This window comes from Paenibacillus sp. 10L310, from assembly GCF_056395745.1.
This window is the reverse complement of sequence record NZ_JBFTKC010000001.1, coordinates 632,205-652,808: the sequence shown is the minus strand read 5'-3', so window position 1 is coordinate 652,808 and position 20,604 is coordinate 632,205. Positions and strand designations below refer to the sequence as shown.

Genomic DNA, 20,604 nt, shown 5'->3' with positions numbered 1-20,604 from the left:
TCTATTTTTCTTTTTCCAACTATTAAATTTACTATACTTTTGCTCATTTGTATAGGAAATTCGTCACATTATTCAGCATTTCCCGACAAATTACTCGCAACATCGACTTTTACAAGCTCTTGAGGGGCTTCAATGGATGCTTGAGGTTCAAACGTGACCGATCCAATTTTACGGAATTTCTCATAACGATCCTGTTTCAGTTGATCCCCGCTCCAACCCTTCATATCGTCGAGATGACGGACCAACGCTTCACTGATGAAAGCAGCAGACGCTTCATAATCCCGATGAGCACCGCCGCGTGGCTCAGGGACAATCTCTTCAATGACTTCCATCTCCAGCAGGTCTTTGGCTGTTATTTTCATTGCTTCAGCCGCCTGATCTGCCTTGGATGCATCCTTCCAGAGAATCGAAGCAGCGCCGTTCGGAGAGATTGCAGAATAGATCGCATGTTCCAGCATCAACACACGATTACCCACAGCCATAGCGAGGGCACCGCCGCTTCCACCTTCGCCGATGACCACAACAATAACAGGAACCGATAGCTTCGCCATTTCCATCAGGTTGCGAGCAATCGCTTCCGATTGACCTCTCTCTTCTGCAGTATTACCCGGATACGCCCCTTTAGTATCAATAAACGTAATAATAGGACGGCCAAATTTGTTCGCTTGTTTCATCAGACGCAGTCCTTTTCGGAAACCTTCTGGATGAGCGCTACCGAAAAAGCGGGCGATATTATCCTTCGTGTCTTTCCCCCGCTGTTGTCCGATTACCGTTACTGTCTTTCCATTCAACTTGGCAAGTCCGCCAACAACCGCAAGATCGTCTCCGAACATGCGATCACCGTGCAGCTCAATGAAGTCTGTAAATATCAGCTGGATCAGATCCAGCGCCGTTGGGCGCTGCTGATGACGGGCCAGATGCATCTTCTGAGCTGCTGTTATGCCAGTGTAGATCTCTTCTTCAAGTCTATGGTAACGTTCTTCCAGGCGGGCAATCTCGTCCGTGAAGTCGATCCCTTTTTCCTGTCCAAACTGTACGAGTTCATCAATCTTTTTGCGCATCTCAACCAGAGGCGCTTCATATGGCAACTCACCCGCCATTTAGACCCCTCCTTTTTCACTATGCATATCCAGAAGCTTGCCAAGAGTGGCCCGAAGCTCTTTCCGGTGCACAACCATGTCCAACTGACCATGTTGCATATTAAATTCAGCCGTCTGGAAATCATCAGGTAACTTCTGACGGATCGTCTGTTCGATAACGATTCTGCCGGCAAAACCAAATACAGCGCCAGGTTCGGCAATGTTAATATCGCCCAAGCTCGCAAAACTTGCCGAGACTCCACCTGTCGTTGGGTCCGTAATGACCGAAATGTACAGCCCGCCCTGTTCATCTAAACGGGATAAAGCTGCGCTTGTTTTAGCCATTTGCATGAGGCTAAGAATACTCTCTTGCATCCGGGCACCACCTGATGTTGAGAAAATAATCAATGGTAACCGTTTCTCTGTGGCATGCTCAATGGCACGGGTAATTTTCTCCCCTACAACAGAACCCATGCTGCCTGTGAAGAAATCAAAGCTCATGACAGCAACAACTACAGGCAGGCCATCAATGGTTCCTTCCCCTGTAATTACCGCTTCCTTCAGGCCCGATTTCAGACGCTGTTGTTCCAATTTGTTGCTATATCCAGGAAAGCCAAGTGGATCAACCGATATCATATCAGCATCAAACTCAACAAATCCTTGATCATCAAGTACCATAGCAATGCGCTCCATAGCGTTAAGACGCATATGGTAACCGCAGGCAGGACATACTTTCAGATTTTTCTCCAATTCCTTGCTATATTGAATGGTGCCGCATTTGCTGCACTTGTTCATAAGCCCTTCAGGTATTTCACGTTTTGGGCGTTCTAGGACTTCCTGGCCTTCGCCGGGAAGTGCACGCTCGGAAGGTATGGTAGCGTACTTCCGTTTCTTCTGGAATATATCTTTGAACACAACTACACCTCTCCAGCCGTTGATTTGATGGCCGCAACCTGCAGAGCGCTGCTTGTGGCAGCTTCATCCGCGTGTTACGGTAAACCGCTTACGACCCACACGCTGCCATGGGCCTTGTCCAGCATTCACAACAAAAAAATCCGCCGGTACAGGGCAAGGATCACCGGCTTCTGTCAGCACGATTGATGTTACCTGCAAAAACCGAAAGATTGTTGCGCCGATGTTTGAATCTATCTTGGTAGGGTCTCCGGGAGCAACCAGGTCGGTCCTTGTCCTAACAAAAAAAGAAGGAAGGACAGCAGCATACAATACATGCAAGTCGATTCCTCTCTCCGCTTACGCGATTAGTCCCTTATGTACCGATGGTACTTCTTCATCTGCCAAGGCACGTTGATGTCGAACAAATCAGGAATGCAGAATGGAATTCAACACTTCCTGGACCTCTTCCAATTCCCCAGAAGGGACGCGAATCTCAAATTGCTGCTTGGATAAACTGATGGGACGGGTCTGTACCAGAAAACCTTCTTCCGAAAGCTTGGTCTTGATCTTGTCCGCAACCTTTGCTGTCGGTGCAATGTAAATCACCGTCCACATGCCTTGTCCGCCCCCTAAGCTAATGTTCAGAGCCCGTATATTGGACTAATGATAACATACCTCACTTTTTTTCTGCAAGAAAGGGTTCGGGACCTTTGGGGAGAATTTGGGATCATGAGGGACATTAGTCCCCCACGAATAACTCATATGGTTGACGAAATCTTCTTGTTCATACCTCTTCCATAAGCAGCCGCAAGCTTATCAGGGCAGCGTCAGCCGCCCTTGAAGACCTTCATATGAGCCATTAGATTGACCATAACACACAAGCATGGGAATACAGGGGGTTAAAGGTCTGAGGGGTATTTTTTGGCTTTAATATTTTTGTGTGCAATCCGGGCAGAAGCCGCAGCAGCCACCCCTGCGACCAGATCATCCAAAAAGACATGAATGGCTGTTGTGTGTTCGTTCAAATCATGAATTACACCTATTTTTTCTTTATCCAGGTAACCAAAGCTGGTTAAACCAATCATACCATACACATGAGTAATGCCGAGGGCCAGAGTCTCGTCCACTCCATACAGGGATTCATCCGCTTCCATAATAGCCTGTAACGGTTGGGGCAAGAGTTTTTTCTCCGCAAGTTCGTCGAGAGCAATACCCGTATAGAGCGTATATTGCACCTCTCGTTTCTGCAGAACGGATTTCACGCTGGTTACACAGTCGTCCAAGGTCAGTTCGGGGTGGTACCCTTTTTGCAGACGGTATACAATTGCTGCGATTGCATCAATCCGTACACCCCGCCGGGCCAGCATGGCTTCTACGATTTCATATGACATATCTCGACCTCCCGCATCAATCCCCCGAGGACCACGAGGTCCTTCGGTGTTCTCAAGTGTATGCAGCAACCTGTTAAAATGTTCATAAAATGTGCGGATGGTTAAGACCAGTCGCAGCCTAAACCTGTTTCAGGATTGTACATTCCGCTCTGGTCTGTAGCTGGCCTATAACAAGTCTGCAATTTGTTTGTTTAAACCCTGTCGTCAGGGAACCGAGCTCGCACCAAAATAATCAAAAAAAACCTGTTCAGCATTGAGCCAAACAGGTTTCATACTATGGATAAGTGCTATCACTTACGGGACAGCCTCTTATTTAATTTTGACCGTGCCTTCACCCAGCATTTTCTCCATCTCGGAGAACAAGGTTGGTGATGGCTTAATCCGGTAGGCATCACTCAGCGCAAGCAGCTTCTGCTGTTGCTCATAGAAGAGCACTGTCGCCACAGGTCCGGGATGCTCCTGAAGCAACTGCTTCAGACGTGCCAGAAGCTCCGGCTTCTCCGCATGCGGGGCAATCTTCACGAACACCCGCTGCTCCACAGCCCGCGGTTCACGGCTCTGCTCCGGGCTGCCTGCCGCCTCAGCGGCACCGCCAGGCCGGGAAGCCGCCGCATCGCTGCGCGTCGCTGCCGAGCCTTGGCTCCCGCTGCTACGCACAGCGGAAGCATCCCCGCCTGCGCTACTGCGCTGCGCTTCGGCTCCTGCGCCCGCTGGTCGCCGCGGCGAAGCCGCCTGCGCCGGACGCGAAGAGCTGCCGCTGCCGGGCTTGACGCGCCGGTCACGGTTGCGCAGCTGCTGCTCCAGTGCCGCCGGTGACAACGGCACCACTTCCTCAGCCAGCAGCTTAAACCCTTCGTCCTGTTGCTGCACTTTGGCACGCACGACGAGCAGTTCACCTTTCCCGACATGTTGCTGGCTACGCCGCCATACCTCTGGAAAGAGAACCACTTCACAGCGTTCAATCTGGTCTTCCAGCTCCATGAACGCCATAGCCTTGCCCTGTTTCGTCGTGATCGACTTCACAGACACAACCATACCCGCGGCGACGGTCATCGTGTCGTCTGCCGCCTCGGTCAGCTCCATGATCCGGTCAGCCCCACTCGATTCCAGCACATCTTCATAGTCATCCAGAGGATGCCCAGAGAGATACAAACCTAACAACTCTCGCTCTAGCTCCAGTTGCTGCCCTGAGGAATACGGAGGAATTTCCGGATATTCAATCTCCCAGTTTGGCGTCTCAACAAAGTCGAACAATTGAATCTGCAGATCCTCACGTTCCTTGCGCCATTTCAACGCTGCTTCAACAGTCTCATCCAGCATCGCCAGCAATTGGGCCCGGTGCCCAGGTAATGTGTCAAAAGCTCCGGCCTGGATCAGCGATTCAATCACACGTTTGTTGCATACACGCAAATCCACACGACGACAAAAATCGAGCAAACTGTCGAACGGTCTCTCCTGCCTTACGATCATAATGCTTTCCATTGCCTGGGTACCGACATTTTTCACAGCGGCCAGACCAAATCGTATTGCACCCGTTAATTTTTCCTCATCCGAATTATCATTAGACACTGCAACGTTCTTCTCCACAGAGGACAGCTCCTCTTGCTCCGCGCGCGAGGAAGACGCCTCTTGTCCTTCGTCATTACCATTATCCATTGAAGAAACCGTCACCAATCCCGGTTCCTTCCGGTTGTCGGATGCCTCAGGCATGGTTGTCGCTGCCTGCCACTCATATCCACCACCGTCCTCTTCCGGTCCAGGACCGGGATCATCCGGTAGAGGTGCTTCACCATATTCGGTTTGTCCCGAATGCCCATCATGCTCATGAACTCGATCTTCCCTGAAGGAACTCCCGTTACCATTCGTGGCATGTTCTTCGGCAGGGCTTCCGGGGTTACTCTCTGCATCTGCTCCCGCAGTCTGCTGTGATGCATTGCTCTGATCCCCGGCTCCTGCGCTGCCGGACGGCACAAATACAGGTGTAAACAGAATACCGCTCTCATTCACATCCGGCGGAAGCACCTCCATGTCCATACGCCGACATTCCACCACGTACTCTGCCACTTTCCGATGACTGCCCATTACGGCTGTTAACATGGATGCCATAAAATGAACCGGATAATGCGCCTTCAGATAAGCCGTCTGGAACGCAAGCACACCATATGCCGCGGCATGAGCACGCGGGAAGCCATAGTTTGCAAACTTGACGATCATATCATAGACCAGGTCTGCCTCTTCTTCGCTATACCCTTGTTTCAGGCTGCCTTGTACAAAGTGTCCACGCTCCAGATCCAGCACTTCCCGTTTCTTCTTGGAGACCGCTCTGCGGAGCAAATCTGCCTCACCCAGCGAGAAACCCGCCATCCGGGAGGCTATCTGCATGATCTGTTCCTGATACACGATGATCCCGTACGTATCTTTCAGGATAGGCTCCAGATCCACATGGGGGTAACCCACTTCAATCTGTCCATGCTTGCCCTGAATGTATTTGGATATGAACTCCATCGGACCCGGACGGTACAAGGCAAGTACAGAGATTACATCTTCAAAACTACTTGGCTTCATCTCTTTCAGCACACGGCGTACCCCGGCAGATTCCAGTTGGAATATGCCCATCGTGTCCCCTCGCCCAAGCATCTCGTACGTTAACGGATCATCATCGGGGATAAGGCGGAAATCCGGAATTTCTCCATGTTCCCCAATCCAGCGTACACACCGCTCAATGATTGAGAGGGTACGCAAACCAAGAAAGTCCATCTTAAGCAGCCCAATAGACTCCAGGTTTTCCATGGAATACTGGGTTAACGCTGTCCCTTCACTGCCCTCCTGAAGTGGCACCGCATCGGTCAGCGGGTCACGGGAGATAACCACTCCCGCAGCATGGGTCGAAGCATGACGTGGCATGCCCTCGACCTTCATCGCCATATCCAACAGCTCACGTGTCTTAGGCTTCGTTTCATACAGCGCCTTCAGCTCAGGTGTAGCTTCCATAGCCCGCTCGATGTTAATACCAAGTTGCGCCGGAATCAGCTTTGCAGCCTTGTCCACTTCGCCATAAGGCACATTCAGGGCCCGCCCAACATCACGTACGGCTGCACGGGCAGCCATCGTTCCAAACGTAATGATCTGGGCGACATGGGCTTTGCCATATTTATGCGCGACATAATCAATGACCTCATCCCGCCGCTCATCGCTGAAGTCAATATCAATATCCGGCATAGAGATCCGCTCGGGATTTAGGAATCGTTCGAAGAGCAGGTTGTATTTCATCGGATCAACATCGGTAATATGCAAAGTGTACGCTACCAGACTACCTGCCGAGGAGCCCCGGCCCGGTCCAGTAACAATGCCTTGTTTATGCGCATAGGCGATAAAATCCCAAACAATCAGGAAATAATCCGAGAATCCCATGCTGTCGATTATACCCAGCTCATACGCCAATCGTTGTTCGAGTTCGGATCGAAGCTCTGCATCTGTCCAACGTGTGGACTGCGCATAACGCTCCTTCATTCCTTCTTCGCACAGCTGACGCAGATACACCGAAGGGCTGAGTCCTTCAGGAAGCGGTCTGTATTCCGGCAAAATCGATTTGCCGAATTCCAGCTTCAACTCACAGGAATCCGCAATGCGGACGGTGTTTGCCAGAGCTTCCGGTACATGAGGAAACAAACGAGCCATCTCTTCTTCACTTTTCAGATAGAGCTGATTGGTTCCAATTCGGAGCCGAGCCTCATCATCCACGGTCTTGCCTGTTCCGATACAGATCAGTACATCCTGAAGCTCCGCGTCCTCTTCGGACAGATAATGTGCATCATTGGTGGCTACAAGCGGAATCTCCAGCTCGGCAGCCAGTTTGATCAACTGCGGATTCACCCTTTTTTGCTCCGACAGCCCGTGATCCTGAAGTTCCAGATAGAAGTCGTCACCAAAAATATTTTTGTAGCGTAACGCCGCACGTCTCGCCTCTTCTTCTCGTCCATGCAGTAAATGTTGTGGTACTTCACCACCAAGACACGCACTTAGACAGATAATGCCCTCGTGATGGGCAGCCAGACTTTCCATATCTACACGGGGTTTGTAATGAAAGCCTTCGAGATGTCCAATCGAGCACAATTTCATCAGATTACGGTAACCCGTCATATTTTTGGCTAACAAAATCAAATGATGAATCGGTTGATCCTTGCGGCTTCCCCGCTCTTTGCGGGACCCTGCTGTCATGTATGCCTCGCACCCTATAATTGGCTTGATGCCTCGTTCAACGCAGGCTTTATAGAAAGGAATTGCACCATACATCACGCCATGGTCGGTCAGCGCAAGTGTCGTCATTCCCAGATCTGCAGCCTTATTCACGAGATCCGGAATACGCGCAGCGCCGTCCAGCAAACTGTATTCGCTGTGAACGTGCAAATGCACAAAAGAACTCATGTTTTTTTCTTCCTTTCCCCACTAAAGACATTCCATTGAAAATCTATAAATAAAAGACGTATGCTAAACTTTGCAAAAACGTGTGACTGGGAACAAAAAAAAGAGAGGTAACAGATATATCATAATATCTGTACGTCTCTTTTTACAAGTCTGTGTAACCTTCTTATCCCTCTTCATGACGAATCCAGGTAATGAGTTGCTCTGCCGGTTTTCTGCTTACAGGTCGTGAAACAGCATCTTCTCGAAGGTACCCAAGATGAAGTGTCCCCACCAACCGTTCGCCGGAATTCAGGCCTATTTTCGCGGCAAACGTATCCTCCCGGTTGTATTCGTTTGTTTTCCATACCAGTCCGATGCGTTCTTCCCAGGCGAGCAATTGCAAATTCTGAATCAGCCCAGCAGCTGCGAGCAAAGCCTCTTCATTTTTCCAACGATCCGTACCCTGTCGAACCACAACGCACACATGCACTGGCGTGTCTTCACAATAGTCCTTCGCTGCACTCTGCCCAAACTGTTCGAGTTCTTGTGGTGTATATGTCGATAGCACAGCATTGCTGAACATTTTACGACCCTCGTTCATAAAAACGATAAAGCGCCATGGTTCTTGTTTGGAATGATACGGAGCCCACACCGCAGCCTCAAGCAATTCAAGCAGCTTATCCTCAGATACGGGTCTGTTGCTGAATGACCGTACTGTTCTTCGCTCACGAATAACGCGCTCCACCGAATTAGATTGTGTATTCTTCATCTTAGTGATTTCTCTCCCTAATTACAGAAACAATATCCTCGACTGCATTCAAAGTAGCGACGGATGAGTACCCAAAGTTCATCCACTCCTTGTCCCCAACCAGATATACCTGATCTTCCTTGACTGCCTTCATTCCTTTCCAGATGTTACTCTCTTTCATTTCATCGTATAATTTCTGGGCATTCGTGTTGTCATCGCCACCATCAATTTGGAGAATGATGTGATCAGCCTGATATTCGGTAAGCAGTTCCAGCGAGACCGGCACACTCCCTTCATTTTTAGGATAGGCTGCTACCGTTTTCAATCCAAGCTCTTTATGAATCACCATACCTCTGTTGGACAGTTCACCCATAACATAGCTTTCTTTGGGCATGATTCTTAAGTAAATAAACGTCTCGTCTCCTACAAGAGCTTTTAGCTCATCGCGAGCAGTCGCAATTTTCTTATCATAATCCTGTATAGCCTGCTCCGCTTCCTTCTGCTTGCCCAGCGCCTCACCCATATCCTTCAATTCATCCCGCCAATTGTCCCTATCGGGAAGAAGAACTGTTTTGGCAATCTTGGCGTACTGGTCATATAATTTCTCATCCCGCCATTTCGGCGCGATAATGATATCCGGATCGGTTGCGAGAATGCCCTCCATGTTGGAACCATTACCTAACTTAGGCACGCTGTCGAATTTGCCTTCCAAATAATCCGGATAATCCGAATGATAGTTCTCTGCAGCCACAGGAGTCACACCAAGAACATACAAAAAATCAGGATATGTCACCGAAGTCGCAACCACGCGCTGTGCTTGTGTCTGAGGTTCGGTTCCCGCATTGGGTTCCGCCTTCTCTCCATTCGTCCCCGCGCAAGCTGTAGCCAGTAGCAAGGTAAGGATCATTCCTAATCCAAACCATTTGTTCGAATGTTTCATCTGTTTATCCCCTTCGGTGTTTAAATAATAACGATTCTCATTCTCATTATATACACACCCAGATATTAATGAATGGATATTTGGGCGTCCCGATTTGGATTTTTGCGAAGTCGGCAAGTTCAGGTCATACGTCTTATCAGTCTCTTCCTCTTCAAAAGATCTAACATCTCATGAATGGCATATTGAGTGGCAAGTGGGGAAAACGAGAAATTATACCACTCCGTATTGCTAAGCACATACACCTGATGATTCTGCACAGCCAGAAGCCGATCCCACATCGGGTGATCATAAAGATGAAGCCGGGCATCTACCCCATCCTCCATCTGAAGCAGAATATGATCAGGCTGAATTTCAGCGAGATGTTCAACGGCAACCAGCGTTCCCTCCCCAGAAAAAAGAGATGCCTTGGGCATGTTCAAATCCAGCTCCCGGTACAGCATACTCCCCCTTGAAGACTGTTCCCCATAAAGCGTTATTCCCTCACGGGTCAGACGAATGTAGACGATAGTCTCATCAGGAATAAGCGTCTGTAACTGTTCTCTTGCCTGGTACAGCCCCTCATCAAAATTGCTGATCACTTGCAGCGCCTGTTTGCTTTTTCCTAATAATTCTCCCAGATCTCTTAGTTCCTCTCTCCAGTTGCTGCGCTCAGGCAGAAGCACCGTTGTTGCAATTCGGTTAAGTTGCTCATAATTCATGCTGTCCTGCCATGCGGACGCAATGATCAGATCGGGTTTCATCCTCCGAATCTCTTCCAGGTTGAGTACATGACTTCTCTCCCACTTGCGAACTTGCTTGAACGATTCTTTCAGGTAATGCGGAAATTCACAAAACGGCGCTTGGGCAGCTATTGGAGTCATCCCAAGTGTATATAACAGCTCAGGTGCAGTCATCGTGGTTCCTAAATATCGACGATTATGCAGATACAGACGGGGGGAACGTCCTACTTTTTGCTTGAATCTTCGGCTGAAATAATGCTCATCTTCATAACCGACCTTACGGGCAATCTCATAGACACTGTCTCCAGTAAGATTCAATAACTCCTTGGCCCGTTTCATGCGTAATTCGGTGATATAATCACTTGGATTTTGATTCGTGATTTCCCTGAACCTTACGGTGTACCATTTGCGGCTGACATTAGCCATCTGCGCCAGTTGCTGGACAGTGACAGGTTCGTCGTAATGTTCATCTAGGTAGTCAATCGTTCTTTGTACAGCCTGATCGGGCTGTTGCGAGTGAACTTCGGGTTCAGCATCCCTTCTTATATGCTCGACCAATTTACATATCCATTGTTGAAAAAGAAGATGACACCACATCGGATCATGCAAGTCAGTATGTTGAAATGCCTCCACGATCTTCTTAATATCCTCCACAGCAGCATGTTGAAGAGCAACGAAGCTGCTTGGCTCAAGCTCGTGATCGTCCTCATCATTCTGCTTGTCCCATGGGTCTTCCGTGGGCGCCAGCTCCTGCGTCAGCCGAACCCTATGACATTGAATGATATAACAGACCAGTGGAGTTGAACCCCGGTTGACCAGAAAGGTCGACTGCCCTTTTTCGATTAGAAACAAGTCATGGGGACGAATGGAGTGGATGCCCTCTTCCAGTTCAACCTCTCCATCGCCGCTAACTCCAAGAACCAACTCCACGCCAGACACGGCAGCAGACCTCACAGCTACACCTGTGCCGAAGTTATACTTTTCCCCTGCGAGCAAGCTGACCTGCACGGCATCTTTCAGCACCATGGTCCAGTCTCTGAATAACAATCCGTATTTCGTCTCCAAGTTCATATCTTTATCTCCCCTGCCAGACTGTGAGTAACTTTAATCGCTCGATACATTTTTATCGACATTCTATCATAACGTTTGGGGGCACGCCCATACAATAGAAGTACAAGCCGCTCCCCCTGTGACAGACCGAAGACAGGAGGTGTGCTGCTAGGTCTGAAAGGGGTGTTGCCAGTGAGCACATTTTTGTCCAAAGCCATTCTTGATTTCTTTATTGCGTTTGGAATCGTGCTGGGCGGCGCGATGATCGGAGGTATTGGAGCAGTGATCTCTCTTCAGCCTCCGACACAGACGATGCTCGATATTTCTGGAAAAATAAAGATATGGGCACTCGCAGCCGCTGTTGGCGGCACAATAGATCCCATGCGTGTCATCGAGAGCAATTTTCTGGATGGTAACCTGTCTCCGGCGGTCAAACAAATCCTGTATCTGATCTCTGCTTTTATGGGCGCGCATATGGGAACCGAGTTAGTGAAATGGGTGTGCGGCGGAGGCCGGAGCTAATATGAGACAGGAACAGCGTTCATGAGAGTTCCGCCATTTTCTCGTTACCGCCCGCTGATGCGAATGACCGCTGTGTTTGTTCTGGGAATGATCGCTGGATGTGTCGTCTACAACGGCGTATTTCACCTGAGTTACAATGCGTTGTGGCTGAACAATCAGGAGCTGCAGCTTCAGCTGCATCAGAATGAGGAGGATATCAAAACGCTGAAAAAATACAGTAAACGCCAAACCGTTATCAAGGAAATCAAAGTCCGTGCAGAAGAATCGGATAAGGGGCCAGACGAGGCTTCTCTGAAAGTGATGTTACAGAAGCTCGGAGACGAACTTGAGGTGCTTCGGGGCAGAGATGTATTCAACATCGATGAGTATAGCAAAATGACGCGAATCATGCTGAATCAGAAAGTGTACTCAGTCAGGGAAAAGGAATACACCGTTCAGGTCAAAACGATGCTGGTTATGGAAGGCGTACTGCAAGTTTGGGTACAGATTCGCATGCACGTTCCTGCGTAACAGCAAAAAACTGCCCTTGTCTGCATCTCTCCATGGTACAATAAGGGCAGTAAATGCTTTCCAGAAAAGGAGCTGCGTCTTTGTGTTCATTGATGTACTCAAATATGCTCTAATCGCCATCTTTGCTGTTGCCATGGTTTTTGCAGCGTTGAACAGTATTCGTTCACACAGAAGTTCGGATGCTGCCAGCGCCGGTCTGTACCGTTCGTGGACAAATATCTGGATGGGTGGCATGCTTGTTGTTCTTGCCCTGATCCTGATGTTTGTCTTCACGGGCTCCACTTTATCTGTGATTGTGGAAGCGCTATTTCTGATTATGGGTGCGTACAATGTATTTGCCGGAATACGTAACCGCAGTTATTATGCGCGGCTTCAACAACGGTCCAGTAATGGATCAGGTAAAACCTCCGGACAATCTGCATGATTCGTTGAAGCTCTATCGTTGTGACTGCAAAAAGAGAGTACTTCCCCTTCATTAAGCGAAGCCAGAACCGCGCGACAGCGCAACCCGGCAGAGCTTCTTGATCAGGGAGTACTCTCTTTGTCTATACCCGAGGCAACGTACCCTGCTAGGCATGGTCAATCGACTGCAATGTCATTACCGCTTTGCATACCACACTGCCTTCACGGGTAACCACAATGTCCATTTTGCACGTTCGACGACTGGTTTCCAGAATTAACGGTCGAACCAGGATCTGATCCTCAATCTGTACCGGTCGAACAAAATAAGTTGTTACATTATCCACCACATGGTCGTTCCCTGTAACATCCCACGCTGCCCGCCGGCCAGCCTGTGTCATCACATTCAACAGAACACCTTCGGAGATCGTACCCAGATCCGTTGCCATCTGAGGAATGATGAATCCGTGAAATAACAATTCGTTCTGTTCACCACGCTCCTCGGCAAACCCGTTCCAGATCAGATGATCAAACGTCTCTCCCAGTTGTGGCTGCTTCTGTGCATCCCGCATGGCCTGAAGCACTTCCTTGCGTGTGACGGACGCAATCAGTTTGCGATTCCGATCCACGATTGGCAGAAAATCGATGCCTTCCCAGGTCATAATCTGGGCAGCAGAAGCAAGAGATGTCTGCAATGAAGCCGTAATCGGGCGGCGTATCACACATTTCTCAATACTTTGATCTTCTTTCAGCTCACTGACATCCTTCAGACTCACAATCCCGATGACCCGGTTCCATTCATCCACGACCGGGAAGCGATGTTCACCCGTCTCTGAAACCAACATATGAAAATCTGCGGCTGAACTGGTCACCTTCAGCACCTGCAAGCGAGGTTTCTGACCAATGATATCCTCAACAAGCATAATTTTTTTCTTAATCAGCCGGTCGAAGATCGCACGGTTAATCATTGAAGCTACCGTGAATGTATCATGTCTGGATGAAATAATCGGTAGCCCAAGCTCGTCAGCCATAATTCTTACTTCACGACTTGTCCCAAAACCACCCGTAATCAACACGCCCGCTCCCTGTTCGAGGGCAAGCGAGTGAGCATCTTCACGGTTACCTACAATCAGCAGACTCCCAGCGTCAATATAACGGGCCATTGCCTGTTCCTTCATCGCGCCAATCACATACTTGTGCAGCGGTTTGGCGAGACCTTCGTTACCCCCCAGCACATGGCCCTCCACAATGGTCACAACATCAGCAAAGGTCAACTGTTCCGACATGCCCCGAGGTCTCTTCTCGATCCGCACCGTTCCAATTCGTTCCTTGGTCACGACCAGCCCGAAGTTCTCCGCCTCTTTCACCGCACGATACGCTGTCCCTTCACTTACACCCAGCTCCCGCGCAAGTCCACGTACTGATATTTTGCTGCCAACCTTCAGTTGTTCAATATGTTGAAGTAACTGTTCATGCTTCGTGACGTTCTCTTCCTGTCCGTCCAACTGTACCACCCCCGAAGATGCATCTGTACTATACTGTATCTATTATAACACGGCTTTAGGAAAATAACCCCACCCCTACCCATTCTCACAGGCAAGTTCGCCATCTGAATTTAATCATCCCATTAACCTCTAATTCTGTATGTACCAAAAAAGACCGGGGCCCCTTTGTACCAAGGGATTCCGGTCTTCCATGTTGGATCTCATACTGTACCTTATACAGACTCGCTCCGCTCCTGCTTGTCCAGCAGTTTCATCTCCCACTGCCGCAGCTTCGCCCGGCGAACGGCTTCCAGTGCACGCTTCTTCTCTTCATCCACACCGAGAATAAAATGCAGATGTGCACCAACGATTAATAAGGAGAACAGCACCCATACGATGCCAAAAATATTAACCCAGTCCATTCCTCCAGCAAAGGAAATCCGCGGCAGTGCAATGACCAGCATCGACAACGCAATAAGCAGATAGATCACATGTTTTGCTTTTTTCAACCTCTTCACCATTCACAGCTCCTTCGTTCTTGATCGACTCTATATGTCTAGTCTATGAACGATAAGGAGCTAATATGAAAGGTTCAGATAAAAAAACAAGACAACCTTTTAGTACGTGTTCAAAAAGATCAGTTTTCAGTACCGAGAAGATGGAATGAAGCTAGGCATCCTTCGTAATCAAAAGTGGACTTTTTGAACTACCTTTTTACGCTTCAGCGCCACCGTACAGATGACCCAGGCTGTCAGCAATAATTTTATTCACGTCTTCAATGATGACACTGAGGCGACGCTCCGCATCAAACAAACGACGGATGTTCAGATTCAAACTCAGTACTTCAAACAGCTTCTCCATTTTCTCCATCTCATCCGGAGCTGGCATATCCCCGCTCATCATACGTTGTTGCAATTCCATTTGTTGATCACGGAAGTTATCCAGCATTGCTTTTGCATCCGGATCAGCTTCAATCAGCTTCATCGCGGAAGTAATCTCTTCCACCTCGCTGCTTTCTCTCAGTGCTTTGGCCAAATCATTGGCTTTGTCATAAATGTTCACTATTATTCCTCCTCAGATTGGTTTGTTCATCCGTGTTAATACACGCTTTTCTCTCCTGTCAAACAAGGGCGCTCTGAAACAGGCCATCCATAACCTGCCTCGAAATCAAATGCATTTAATCCATATGGGTCAATCACCAAGGGTTATATGTCCTCATATGATGAAGCACATGCCATGTTCAGATGCCGTTCAACTTCGAGATCAGACATCAAGTTGCCGCCCGGAAGGAGATCCGTGATGTCCACTAAAAAAGTAACGATTCAGGTTACCGGCTCGGGCATCCTGCAGGACGACGTCATCATGCTGGGCGAAGGGGTGCTTAAGGCGCTTAAAATCCCTTCAGGAAGGCCGCTTCAGTTGCAATTTGGCTCTTTCCGCCGCGAAGTCACTGTTATTCCGGTACCAAGGTATGACGGGCTGCGCATCAATCAGACAGTTGCCAGCAAGACCGGTCTCGTTCCACGTTCGGTCCTGAGGGTATCCTATCGTTCAGCCAGCCGTACGCTTCGCCTTGGACCCTACATCAGTGTACTGGTTAGCCAGGATTATCCCGATCAGCCCGATCGGCCCTTTGGCTCCATCACGATGTTCTGTCAAGAACTGGTGAACGCCTGCCGTAAGCAAGGCGCCTATGTATCCTTTTTCACACCGGAGGATATTGGAGCGGTAACGGGTTATATGAAAGGCTGGGTGTATGATGACGGCTGGAAAAAGACTGTTCTGCCTGTAGCAGACGTCGTCAATAACCGGCTAACGTCCCGCAAGCTTGAGAACAAACCTAGCGTACAGCATTTTATGAAAGAAGTAAAATCGCTCTACGGCACGCAAACCTTCAATGAAAAGTTTCTGGACAAAAACGAAGTGTTTGACGCACTCAAGTCCATTTCAACGCTTAAACGAGTTCTTCCCGAGTCTCATTTGCTCAAGACGTCTGCCATGCTCAAGACGATGTGCAACCGACATCCGGTTGTATTTCTGAAGCCCGTACGCGGTTCTTTGGGTAAAGGGATCATCCGGGTCTCACGTCAGATTGACGGAAGCTTCCTGACTCTGGCGACTGGCGTCGGGGGCACCCGGAAACAAACGTATACTTCTCTGGATAAACTGTATGCCAGTATGTCGGGGAAAATGAAAACAACGCGTTATCAGATCCAACAAGGGCTGACTCTCATTGACAACAGTGGCAGACCCGTGGATTTCCGTGCGCTCGTGCAAAAGAACCGTACAGGTAAATGGAGTGTAACCTCCATCGTCGCCCGGATTGCGGGCGGGAGTCACTACGTATCCAATCTGGCACGGGGTGGAAGTCTCAGCACCGTCAAGGATGCTGTTGCCAAAACACAGTTGTCTGGATCAGCCAAAGCTTCCGCATATGCAGGATTGCACACCGCAGCACTGGATATCGCTAAAGGGATCGAGAGTGCCATCCCTGCTCATTTTGGTGAACTTGGTATTGATCTGGCCTTGGACACCACTGGGCGCGTATGGCTGCTCGAAGTCAACTCCAAACCATCCAAGAATGATAATACACCACTGAGTGAGAGCAAGATCCGCCCTTCCGTCAAAGCCATGCTTGAATATTCTACGTACCTGGCGGGTTTTTGAAAAGTTATTCCCTATTGGAAACAAATCTGATAGAGGAGAGGTGTAGCGTAATGTTTCCAACATCTCAGACCAAGACACTGGCCATTCTGGTACGTGCAACCGAAGGCTCACCTCCCTTTACGGATGAACTTTTCTGCCGTCGTCTCAGTTTGGGGAGCATGAAATACGCCCTTCAGATTATTGTGATCCCGATATCGAATGATGCAGTCCATCTCCCTCTTCAATGGGGATATGTCTATCATCAAGGGAAGTGGAATTCGGTACCTGTTCCTGCAGTCGATCTCATTATGGATCGTTGTCTTCGCCCTATCTCCAGGTACGTCAGACAACAGCTTAAGGAATGGATACCAACCAACGGCACAGATCAACACCGTTATTGGTCTGCTTCCCTTCCAGGAAAATGGGAGGTACATCGTGTGTTGTCCCGAAATCCTGAATTGAGGTCACAACTTGCTCCCACAACCCGGATCGGATCGCATATTCCTTGGGAAACATGGCTGGACCGTTGGCCCAAAGGACTGTTCTTCAAACCGGTATCCGGGACTCATGGCAAAAATACCTTTCGCCTGTCTCGGGGAACGACTCCATCAACATGGATCGTGGAGGGGCGTAACGAGGACAATGAAACCTTTTTTCTTACATTCAACCATACCCAGGCTGTTTCTTCCTGGCTAGCATTACATCAGGCTGAACGTAAGATGATCGTGCAGCCATATCTGGAGCTTAGCCATCATGGAAGAGCATTCGACATACGGGCTCTAATGCAAAAGAATGGGCAAGGTCGCTGGACGCTTACCGGATGTATGGTACGGGAAGGACCCGAAGGTTCACTCACGTCCAATCTTCACGGTGGGGGGAAAGCATATCCTGCCCACGCATATCTGCTCCAGCGATATGGAACGAACCGCACGGAAACTCTGCTGAAGAGCATCCGGCAGACTGCTACGCTTATCCCCACCCTGCTGGAAAGCCGTTTCGGCAGGTTAGCCGAATTGGGGCTTGATTTCGGAGCAGATGCAGAGGGCCAACTCTGGCTAATTGAAGTCAACTCCAAACCAGGCCGCACCTCATTTGCAGAAGCGGGCGACCGACGCATGCATACCCTGACTTATACCCGGCCGCTTGCCTATGCCCGTTATCTGTTGCAACAACATGTTCTCACGGACGTCTTTCGTCCAATGAAATTGCCGAATACATCCAGCAAAGCTGGCCTGAAACCCATCCCGATTCACGGCGGCTGAGGCCCGCAGCGCCCGCTTGCCATGGAGCCCAAGGATCTTTTCAGGATAGGAGGATAAATCATGAGTTTGACCTTTTGCAATCTGCATTTCACCAAGCAACCGGATAAAGTGGTTTATGTATCCAACGCTTTAATGAAGAGCCTCAACCTGTCCGGCAAAAAAACGGTGCACCTTCGCTTCGGGCGTGACCGGGTACCTGCAACGATCAAACCAATCAAAAAAGCAGGTAAACATCTGTATCTCGCTTCAGGTATCCGTAATATGATGAACGTTCCCAAACGGGGCAGTATTTATCTCCGGAATTTGCAAAATGATGAGGTCCAGTTAGGTCCACTGATCGGCGTACTCTCTGATGGGCCTGCGACGAGCACGAATCCATTCGGTTCCCGTACTGGTTTCATCAAACAGTTACTCCGTGAAGGCAGCCGTAAATCCTACATTTACGCTTTTACTCCTCGGGATATCAATTGGCAGAATGAGACGGTATCGGGTTTTTTCCTGAATGATAACGGAAGCTTTACCCGCAGAACCGTACCTCTGCCCGATGTTGTCTACAACCGGTTACCAAGCCGTCGTTCAGACTTCTCACCAGCAATCAACCAGCTGCGGGAACGATTTGTTCGCCGAAAAATTCCGTTCTTCAACTGGAGCTTCTTCAACAAATCGGATATCTATACGTTGCTGGAGAACGAGCCGGCAGCAGGACGGTATATCCCTGAATCGATTACCAATCCTTCCGTTGAACAGATGAAGGAAATGTTGGAACGCCATCAGTTCGTCTACTATAAGCCTACTGCAGGAAGTCTGGGGAACGGGATCTACCGCCTGACTTATTCGCCCAAACGTGGATATTTCGCACGTTATCGCAAAAAAGGCGGTAATGCACTCCTGCGTTTTGGGTCCTTCAACAGTCTGATGCGCATGCTTCAGGGAAGACATGGTAAACAGTTACGCGGATATGTAGTTCAGCAGGGAATACGCCTAATTGAGATTGATGAATGTCCAATTGATTTCCGTTTTCACATGCACAAAAATGGTAACAATCAATGGGTTGTTGTCGGAATTGGAGCCAAAAAGGCAGGACGTGGCAGCGTCACAACACACATCAAAAATGGCGGCTCCCTAATGACTCCTGAGCAGGCGCTCAGTCGCAACTTCGGCGATCGTGCGGGAGAAGTTCTTCAGCATGCCAAATCCGTCGCTATTACACTGGCCCAGGCGATTGAAACCCAGCACCAGCATCTGATTGGTGAGATTGGCTTTGATCTGGGCATTGATCAGGAGGAACATGTATGGATGTTCGAAGCGAACGCCAAACCCGGGCGCTCCATTTTCCGTCACCCTTCACTCCGGGTGGAGGGCAAATCGTCGGTGGAGCACATCTTGGAACACTGCCTGTATTTGAGCAAGTTCCGGAAGAAGGAAGAGATTTGATGACCCTTCATGATGATTTCAAACCTGTCATTGCTGTTTTGACCATGCATGATAAACAGCGTATGTTCAGGGGAAATCATCAAAATTTTCAGGATATCTTACAGACAGGCGAGAGCATGGGATACGTGGTGTACATTGTAACTGTACGGGACCTGAACGTGAGTGGCCCCACCGTAAAAGGATATACGTACAACAAGGGGAGTGGAAAGTGGGTTTCACAACCTTTCCCCCTTCCCCATGTTCTGTACAATCGTATTCCCAACCGGGAAGACGAAGGAAAACCTTCCGTGCAGCGTAAAATTGACGAATGCATGCAATCAGGAATCGAACTGTATAACCCATTCTTTTTCAACAAATGGGATCTGTTCGAATGGCTCAGGAAATCCAAATCGACTCAGCAACTGATCCCTTATACTCGGCGGATGAGAAGTGCTTCTTCTCTGGGTGCCGTTCTACGGGCGTATCCCTATCTGTACCTTAAGCCCGAGAGCGGCAAAGCTGGCAAAGGAATCATGATGCTTAAATTTCAGGAAAAAGAACGGCTTCCCTATCGTCTCAAAATACAAACCACACGTAGAAGCACGACCTATAAAGCATCTACACTTGCCAAGTTATGGGCACGAATTCGCAAAGAAACCGGACATACGCCCTATATCATGCAACAAGGCATTGAACTGGCATCCTCTCGTAAACGCCCCTTCGATTTGCGTGTTCTTGTACAAAAGAACACCAAGGGCCAATGGAGCGTAACCGGTGTAGGAGCGAGACTTGCTGGCTCCCGTAGCATTACAACTCATGTGCCGCGCGGTGGGAGCGTAGAAGACCCTGAGAAGCTGCTGACCGAGCTTTTTGGCGAAGAAATGTCAACAACCCTGATGAAACGTGTGAAATCCACTTCATTAATGATCGCAAGACAGGTAGAACGGGGATCAGGTTACACGCTCGGAGAAATGTCCATGGATCTGGGCATTGATGACCTGGGGGAACTCTGGTTCTTCGAAGCCAATGCAAAGCCCATGAAGTTTGATGAACCACAGATCAGACGGCGGTCATTGGAACGTATTTTTCACTACAGCGCTTATCTTGCCCGTCAGTCCAAACGATGATAGACAGGAATACTGC

Annotated in this window: 18 protein-coding genes; 7 read left to right on the top strand and 11 right to left on the bottom strand. The window is 49.2% G+C overall.

Annotated elements, in window-relative coordinates; genetic code table 11:
• Positions 1-68: 68 nt before the first annotated feature.
• From AC1DE7_RS03290 to AC1DE7_RS03255, 8 genes are all read right to left on the bottom strand, one after another.
• Positions 69-1,100: an acetyl-CoA carboxylase carboxyltransferase subunit alpha gene (locus AC1DE7_RS03290; RefSeq protein WP_036609840.1), complete on the bottom strand. Its 1,032-nt coding sequence runs from the start codon at positions 1,098-1,100 to the stop codon at positions 69-71.
• The gene (accD, locus tag AC1DE7_RS03285) at positions 1,101-1,994 is read right to left on the bottom strand and encodes an acetyl-CoA carboxylase, carboxyltransferase subunit beta (RefSeq protein WP_036609844.1); all 894 of its coding nucleotides are present in this window, start codon (positions 1,992-1,994) and stop codon (positions 1,101-1,103) included.
• A 405-nt stretch (positions 1,995-2,399) separates the two neighbouring features.
• Positions 2,400-2,588, bottom strand: a complete 189-nt coding sequence (locus AC1DE7_RS03280) for a hypothetical protein (RefSeq protein WP_017689496.1) — start codon at positions 2,586-2,588, stop codon at positions 2,400-2,402.
• 284 nt (positions 2,589-2,872) lie between these two features.
• Positions 2,873-3,364: a phosphatidylglycerophosphatase A family protein gene (locus AC1DE7_RS03275; protein ID WP_036609851.1), complete on the bottom strand. Its 492-nt coding sequence runs from the start codon at positions 3,362-3,364 to the stop codon at positions 2,873-2,875.
• A 309-nt stretch (positions 3,365-3,673) separates the two neighbouring features.
• Positions 3,674-7,789 carry a DNA polymerase III subunit alpha gene (locus AC1DE7_RS03270; RefSeq protein WP_340982964.1) on the bottom strand — a complete coding sequence of 1,372 codons (4,116 nt, stop codon included), beginning with the start codon at positions 7,787-7,789 and terminating at the stop codon, positions 3,674-3,676.
• Between the two features lie 163 nt (positions 7,790-7,952).
• Positions 7,953-8,537, bottom strand: a complete 585-nt coding sequence (locus AC1DE7_RS03265) for a nitroreductase family protein (RefSeq protein WP_076252315.1) — start codon at positions 8,535-8,537, stop codon at positions 7,953-7,955.
• 1 nt (position 8,538) lies between these two features.
• Complete coding sequence (locus tag AC1DE7_RS03260; protein ID WP_338708291.1) at positions 8,539-9,456, bottom strand: iron-siderophore ABC transporter substrate-binding protein; 918 nt, start codon at positions 9,454-9,456, stop codon at positions 8,539-8,541.
• A gap of 119 nt (positions 9,457-9,575) precedes the next feature.
• On the bottom strand, positions 9,576-11,246 hold the full coding sequence (locus tag AC1DE7_RS03255; protein WP_340982965.1) for an AraC family transcriptional regulator: 1,671 nt from the start codon (positions 11,244-11,246) through the stop codon (positions 9,576-9,578).
• Between the two features lie 171 nt (positions 11,247-11,417).
• Between AC1DE7_RS03255 and AC1DE7_RS03250 the strand changes: the two genes are divergently transcribed.
• The 3 genes from AC1DE7_RS03250 to AC1DE7_RS03240 all read left to right on the top strand — a co-directional run bounded on the left by AC1DE7_RS03250 (position 11,418) and on the right by AC1DE7_RS03240 (position 12,681).
• Positions 11,418-11,747 carry a YtrH family sporulation protein gene (locus AC1DE7_RS03250; protein WP_026081169.1) on the top strand — a complete coding sequence of 110 codons (330 nt, stop codon included), beginning with the start codon at positions 11,418-11,420 and terminating at the stop codon, positions 11,745-11,747.
• Between the two features lie 21 nt (positions 11,748-11,768).
• Positions 11,769-12,257 (top strand): sporulation membrane protein YtrI, encoded by a 489-nt coding sequence (locus AC1DE7_RS03245; protein WP_036609856.1) that lies wholly within the window; start codon positions 11,769-11,771, stop codon positions 12,255-12,257.
• A gap of 82 nt (positions 12,258-12,339) precedes the next feature.
• Positions 12,340-12,681 carry a YtpI family protein gene (locus AC1DE7_RS03240; RefSeq protein ID WP_017689501.1) on the top strand — a complete coding sequence of 114 codons (342 nt, stop codon included), beginning with the start codon at positions 12,340-12,342 and terminating at the stop codon, positions 12,679-12,681.
• 145 nt (positions 12,682-12,826) lie between these two features.
• On the opposite strand, the gene AC1DE7_RS03235 is transcribed toward AC1DE7_RS03240, so the two are convergent.
• From AC1DE7_RS03235 to AC1DE7_RS03225, 3 genes are all read right to left on the bottom strand, one after another.
• Positions 12,827-14,161 carry a DRTGG domain-containing protein gene (locus tag AC1DE7_RS03235; protein WP_036609860.1) on the bottom strand — a complete coding sequence of 445 codons (1,335 nt, stop codon included), beginning with the start codon at positions 14,159-14,161 and terminating at the stop codon, positions 12,827-12,829.
• Positions 14,162-14,373: 212 nt separating this feature from the next.
• The gene (locus AC1DE7_RS03230; RefSeq protein WP_085981456.1) at positions 14,374-14,658 is read right to left on the bottom strand and encodes a hypothetical protein; all 285 of its coding nucleotides are present in this window, start codon (positions 14,656-14,658) and stop codon (positions 14,374-14,376) included.
• Between the two features lie 196 nt (positions 14,659-14,854).
• Complete coding sequence (locus AC1DE7_RS03225; RefSeq protein ID WP_036609862.1) at positions 14,855-15,202, bottom strand: YlbF/YmcA family competence regulator; 348 nt, start codon at positions 15,200-15,202, stop codon at positions 14,855-14,857.
• Between the two features lie 237 nt (positions 15,203-15,439).
• On the opposite strand from AC1DE7_RS03225, the gene AC1DE7_RS03220 reads away from it, so the two are divergent.
• Genes AC1DE7_RS03220 through AC1DE7_RS03205 form a run of 4 tightly spaced genes read left to right on the top strand, consistent with a single transcriptional unit; the run spans position 15,440 to position 20,588 of the window.
• Positions 15,440-16,807, top strand: a complete 1,368-nt coding sequence (locus AC1DE7_RS03220) for a YheC/YheD family endospore coat-associated protein (protein WP_036609865.1) — start codon at positions 15,440-15,442, stop codon at positions 16,805-16,807.
• A gap of 50 nt (positions 16,808-16,857) precedes the next feature.
• Complete coding sequence (locus AC1DE7_RS03215; protein ID WP_340982966.1) at positions 16,858-18,048, top strand: YheC/YheD family endospore coat-associated protein; 1,191 nt, start codon at positions 16,858-16,860, stop codon at positions 18,046-18,048.
• A 60-nt stretch (positions 18,049-18,108) separates the two neighbouring features.
• Positions 18,109-19,482 carry a YheC/YheD family endospore coat-associated protein gene (locus AC1DE7_RS03210; protein WP_036609869.1) on the top strand — a complete coding sequence of 458 codons (1,374 nt, stop codon included), beginning with the start codon at positions 18,109-18,111 and terminating at the stop codon, positions 19,480-19,482.
• Positions 19,482-20,588 (top strand): YheC/YheD family endospore coat-associated protein, encoded by a 1,107-nt coding sequence (locus AC1DE7_RS03205; protein WP_036669946.1) that lies wholly within the window; start codon positions 19,482-19,484, stop codon positions 20,586-20,588. The genes AC1DE7_RS03210 and AC1DE7_RS03205 overlap by 1 nt, the downstream gene beginning before the upstream one ends.
• Positions 20,589-20,604 lie beyond the last annotated feature (16 nt).

Bases quoted from the DNA above. Each gene is read 5' to 3' on its own strand.
- AC1DE7_RS03290 (WP_036609840.1), bottom strand. From the start codon at position 1,100: ATGGCGGGTGAGTTGCCATATGAAGCGCCTCTGGTTGAGATGCGCAAA.
- AC1DE7_RS03220 (WP_036609865.1), top strand. From the start codon at position 15,440: ATGTCCACTAAAAAAGTAACGATTCAGGTTACCGGCTCGGGCATCCTG.
- AC1DE7_RS03245 (WP_036609856.1), top strand. From the start codon at position 11,769: ATGAGAGTTCCGCCATTTTCTCGTTACCGCCCGCTGATGCGAATGACC.
- AC1DE7_RS03275 (WP_036609851.1), bottom strand. From the start codon at position 3,364: ATGTCATATGAAATCGTAGAAGCCATGCTGGCCCGGCGGGGTGTACGG.
- AC1DE7_RS03205 (WP_036669946.1), top strand. From the start codon at position 19,482: ATGACCCTTCATGATGATTTCAAACCTGTCATTGCTGTTTTGACCATG.
- AC1DE7_RS03265 (WP_076252315.1), bottom strand. From the start codon at position 8,537: ATGAAGAATACACAATCTAATTCGGTGGAGCGCGTTATTCGTGAGCGA.
- AC1DE7_RS03215 (WP_340982966.1), top strand. From the start codon at position 16,858: ATGTTTCCAACATCTCAGACCAAGACACTGGCCATTCTGGTACGTGCA.
- AC1DE7_RS03280 (WP_017689496.1), bottom strand. From the start codon at position 2,588: ATGTGGACGGTGATTTACATTGCACCGACAGCAAAGGTTGCGGACAAG.
- AC1DE7_RS03210 (WP_036609869.1), top strand. From the start codon at position 18,109: ATGAGTTTGACCTTTTGCAATCTGCATTTCACCAAGCAACCGGATAAA.
- AC1DE7_RS03270 (WP_340982964.1), bottom strand. From the start codon at position 7,789: ATGAGTTCTTTTGTGCATTTGCACGTTCACAGCGAATACAGTTTGCTG.
- AC1DE7_RS03260 (WP_338708291.1), bottom strand. From the start codon at position 9,456: ATGAAACATTCGAACAAATGGTTTGGATTAGGAATGATCCTTACCTTG.
- AC1DE7_RS03255 (WP_340982965.1), bottom strand. From the start codon at position 11,246: ATGAACTTGGAGACGAAATACGGATTGTTATTCAGAGACTGGACCATG.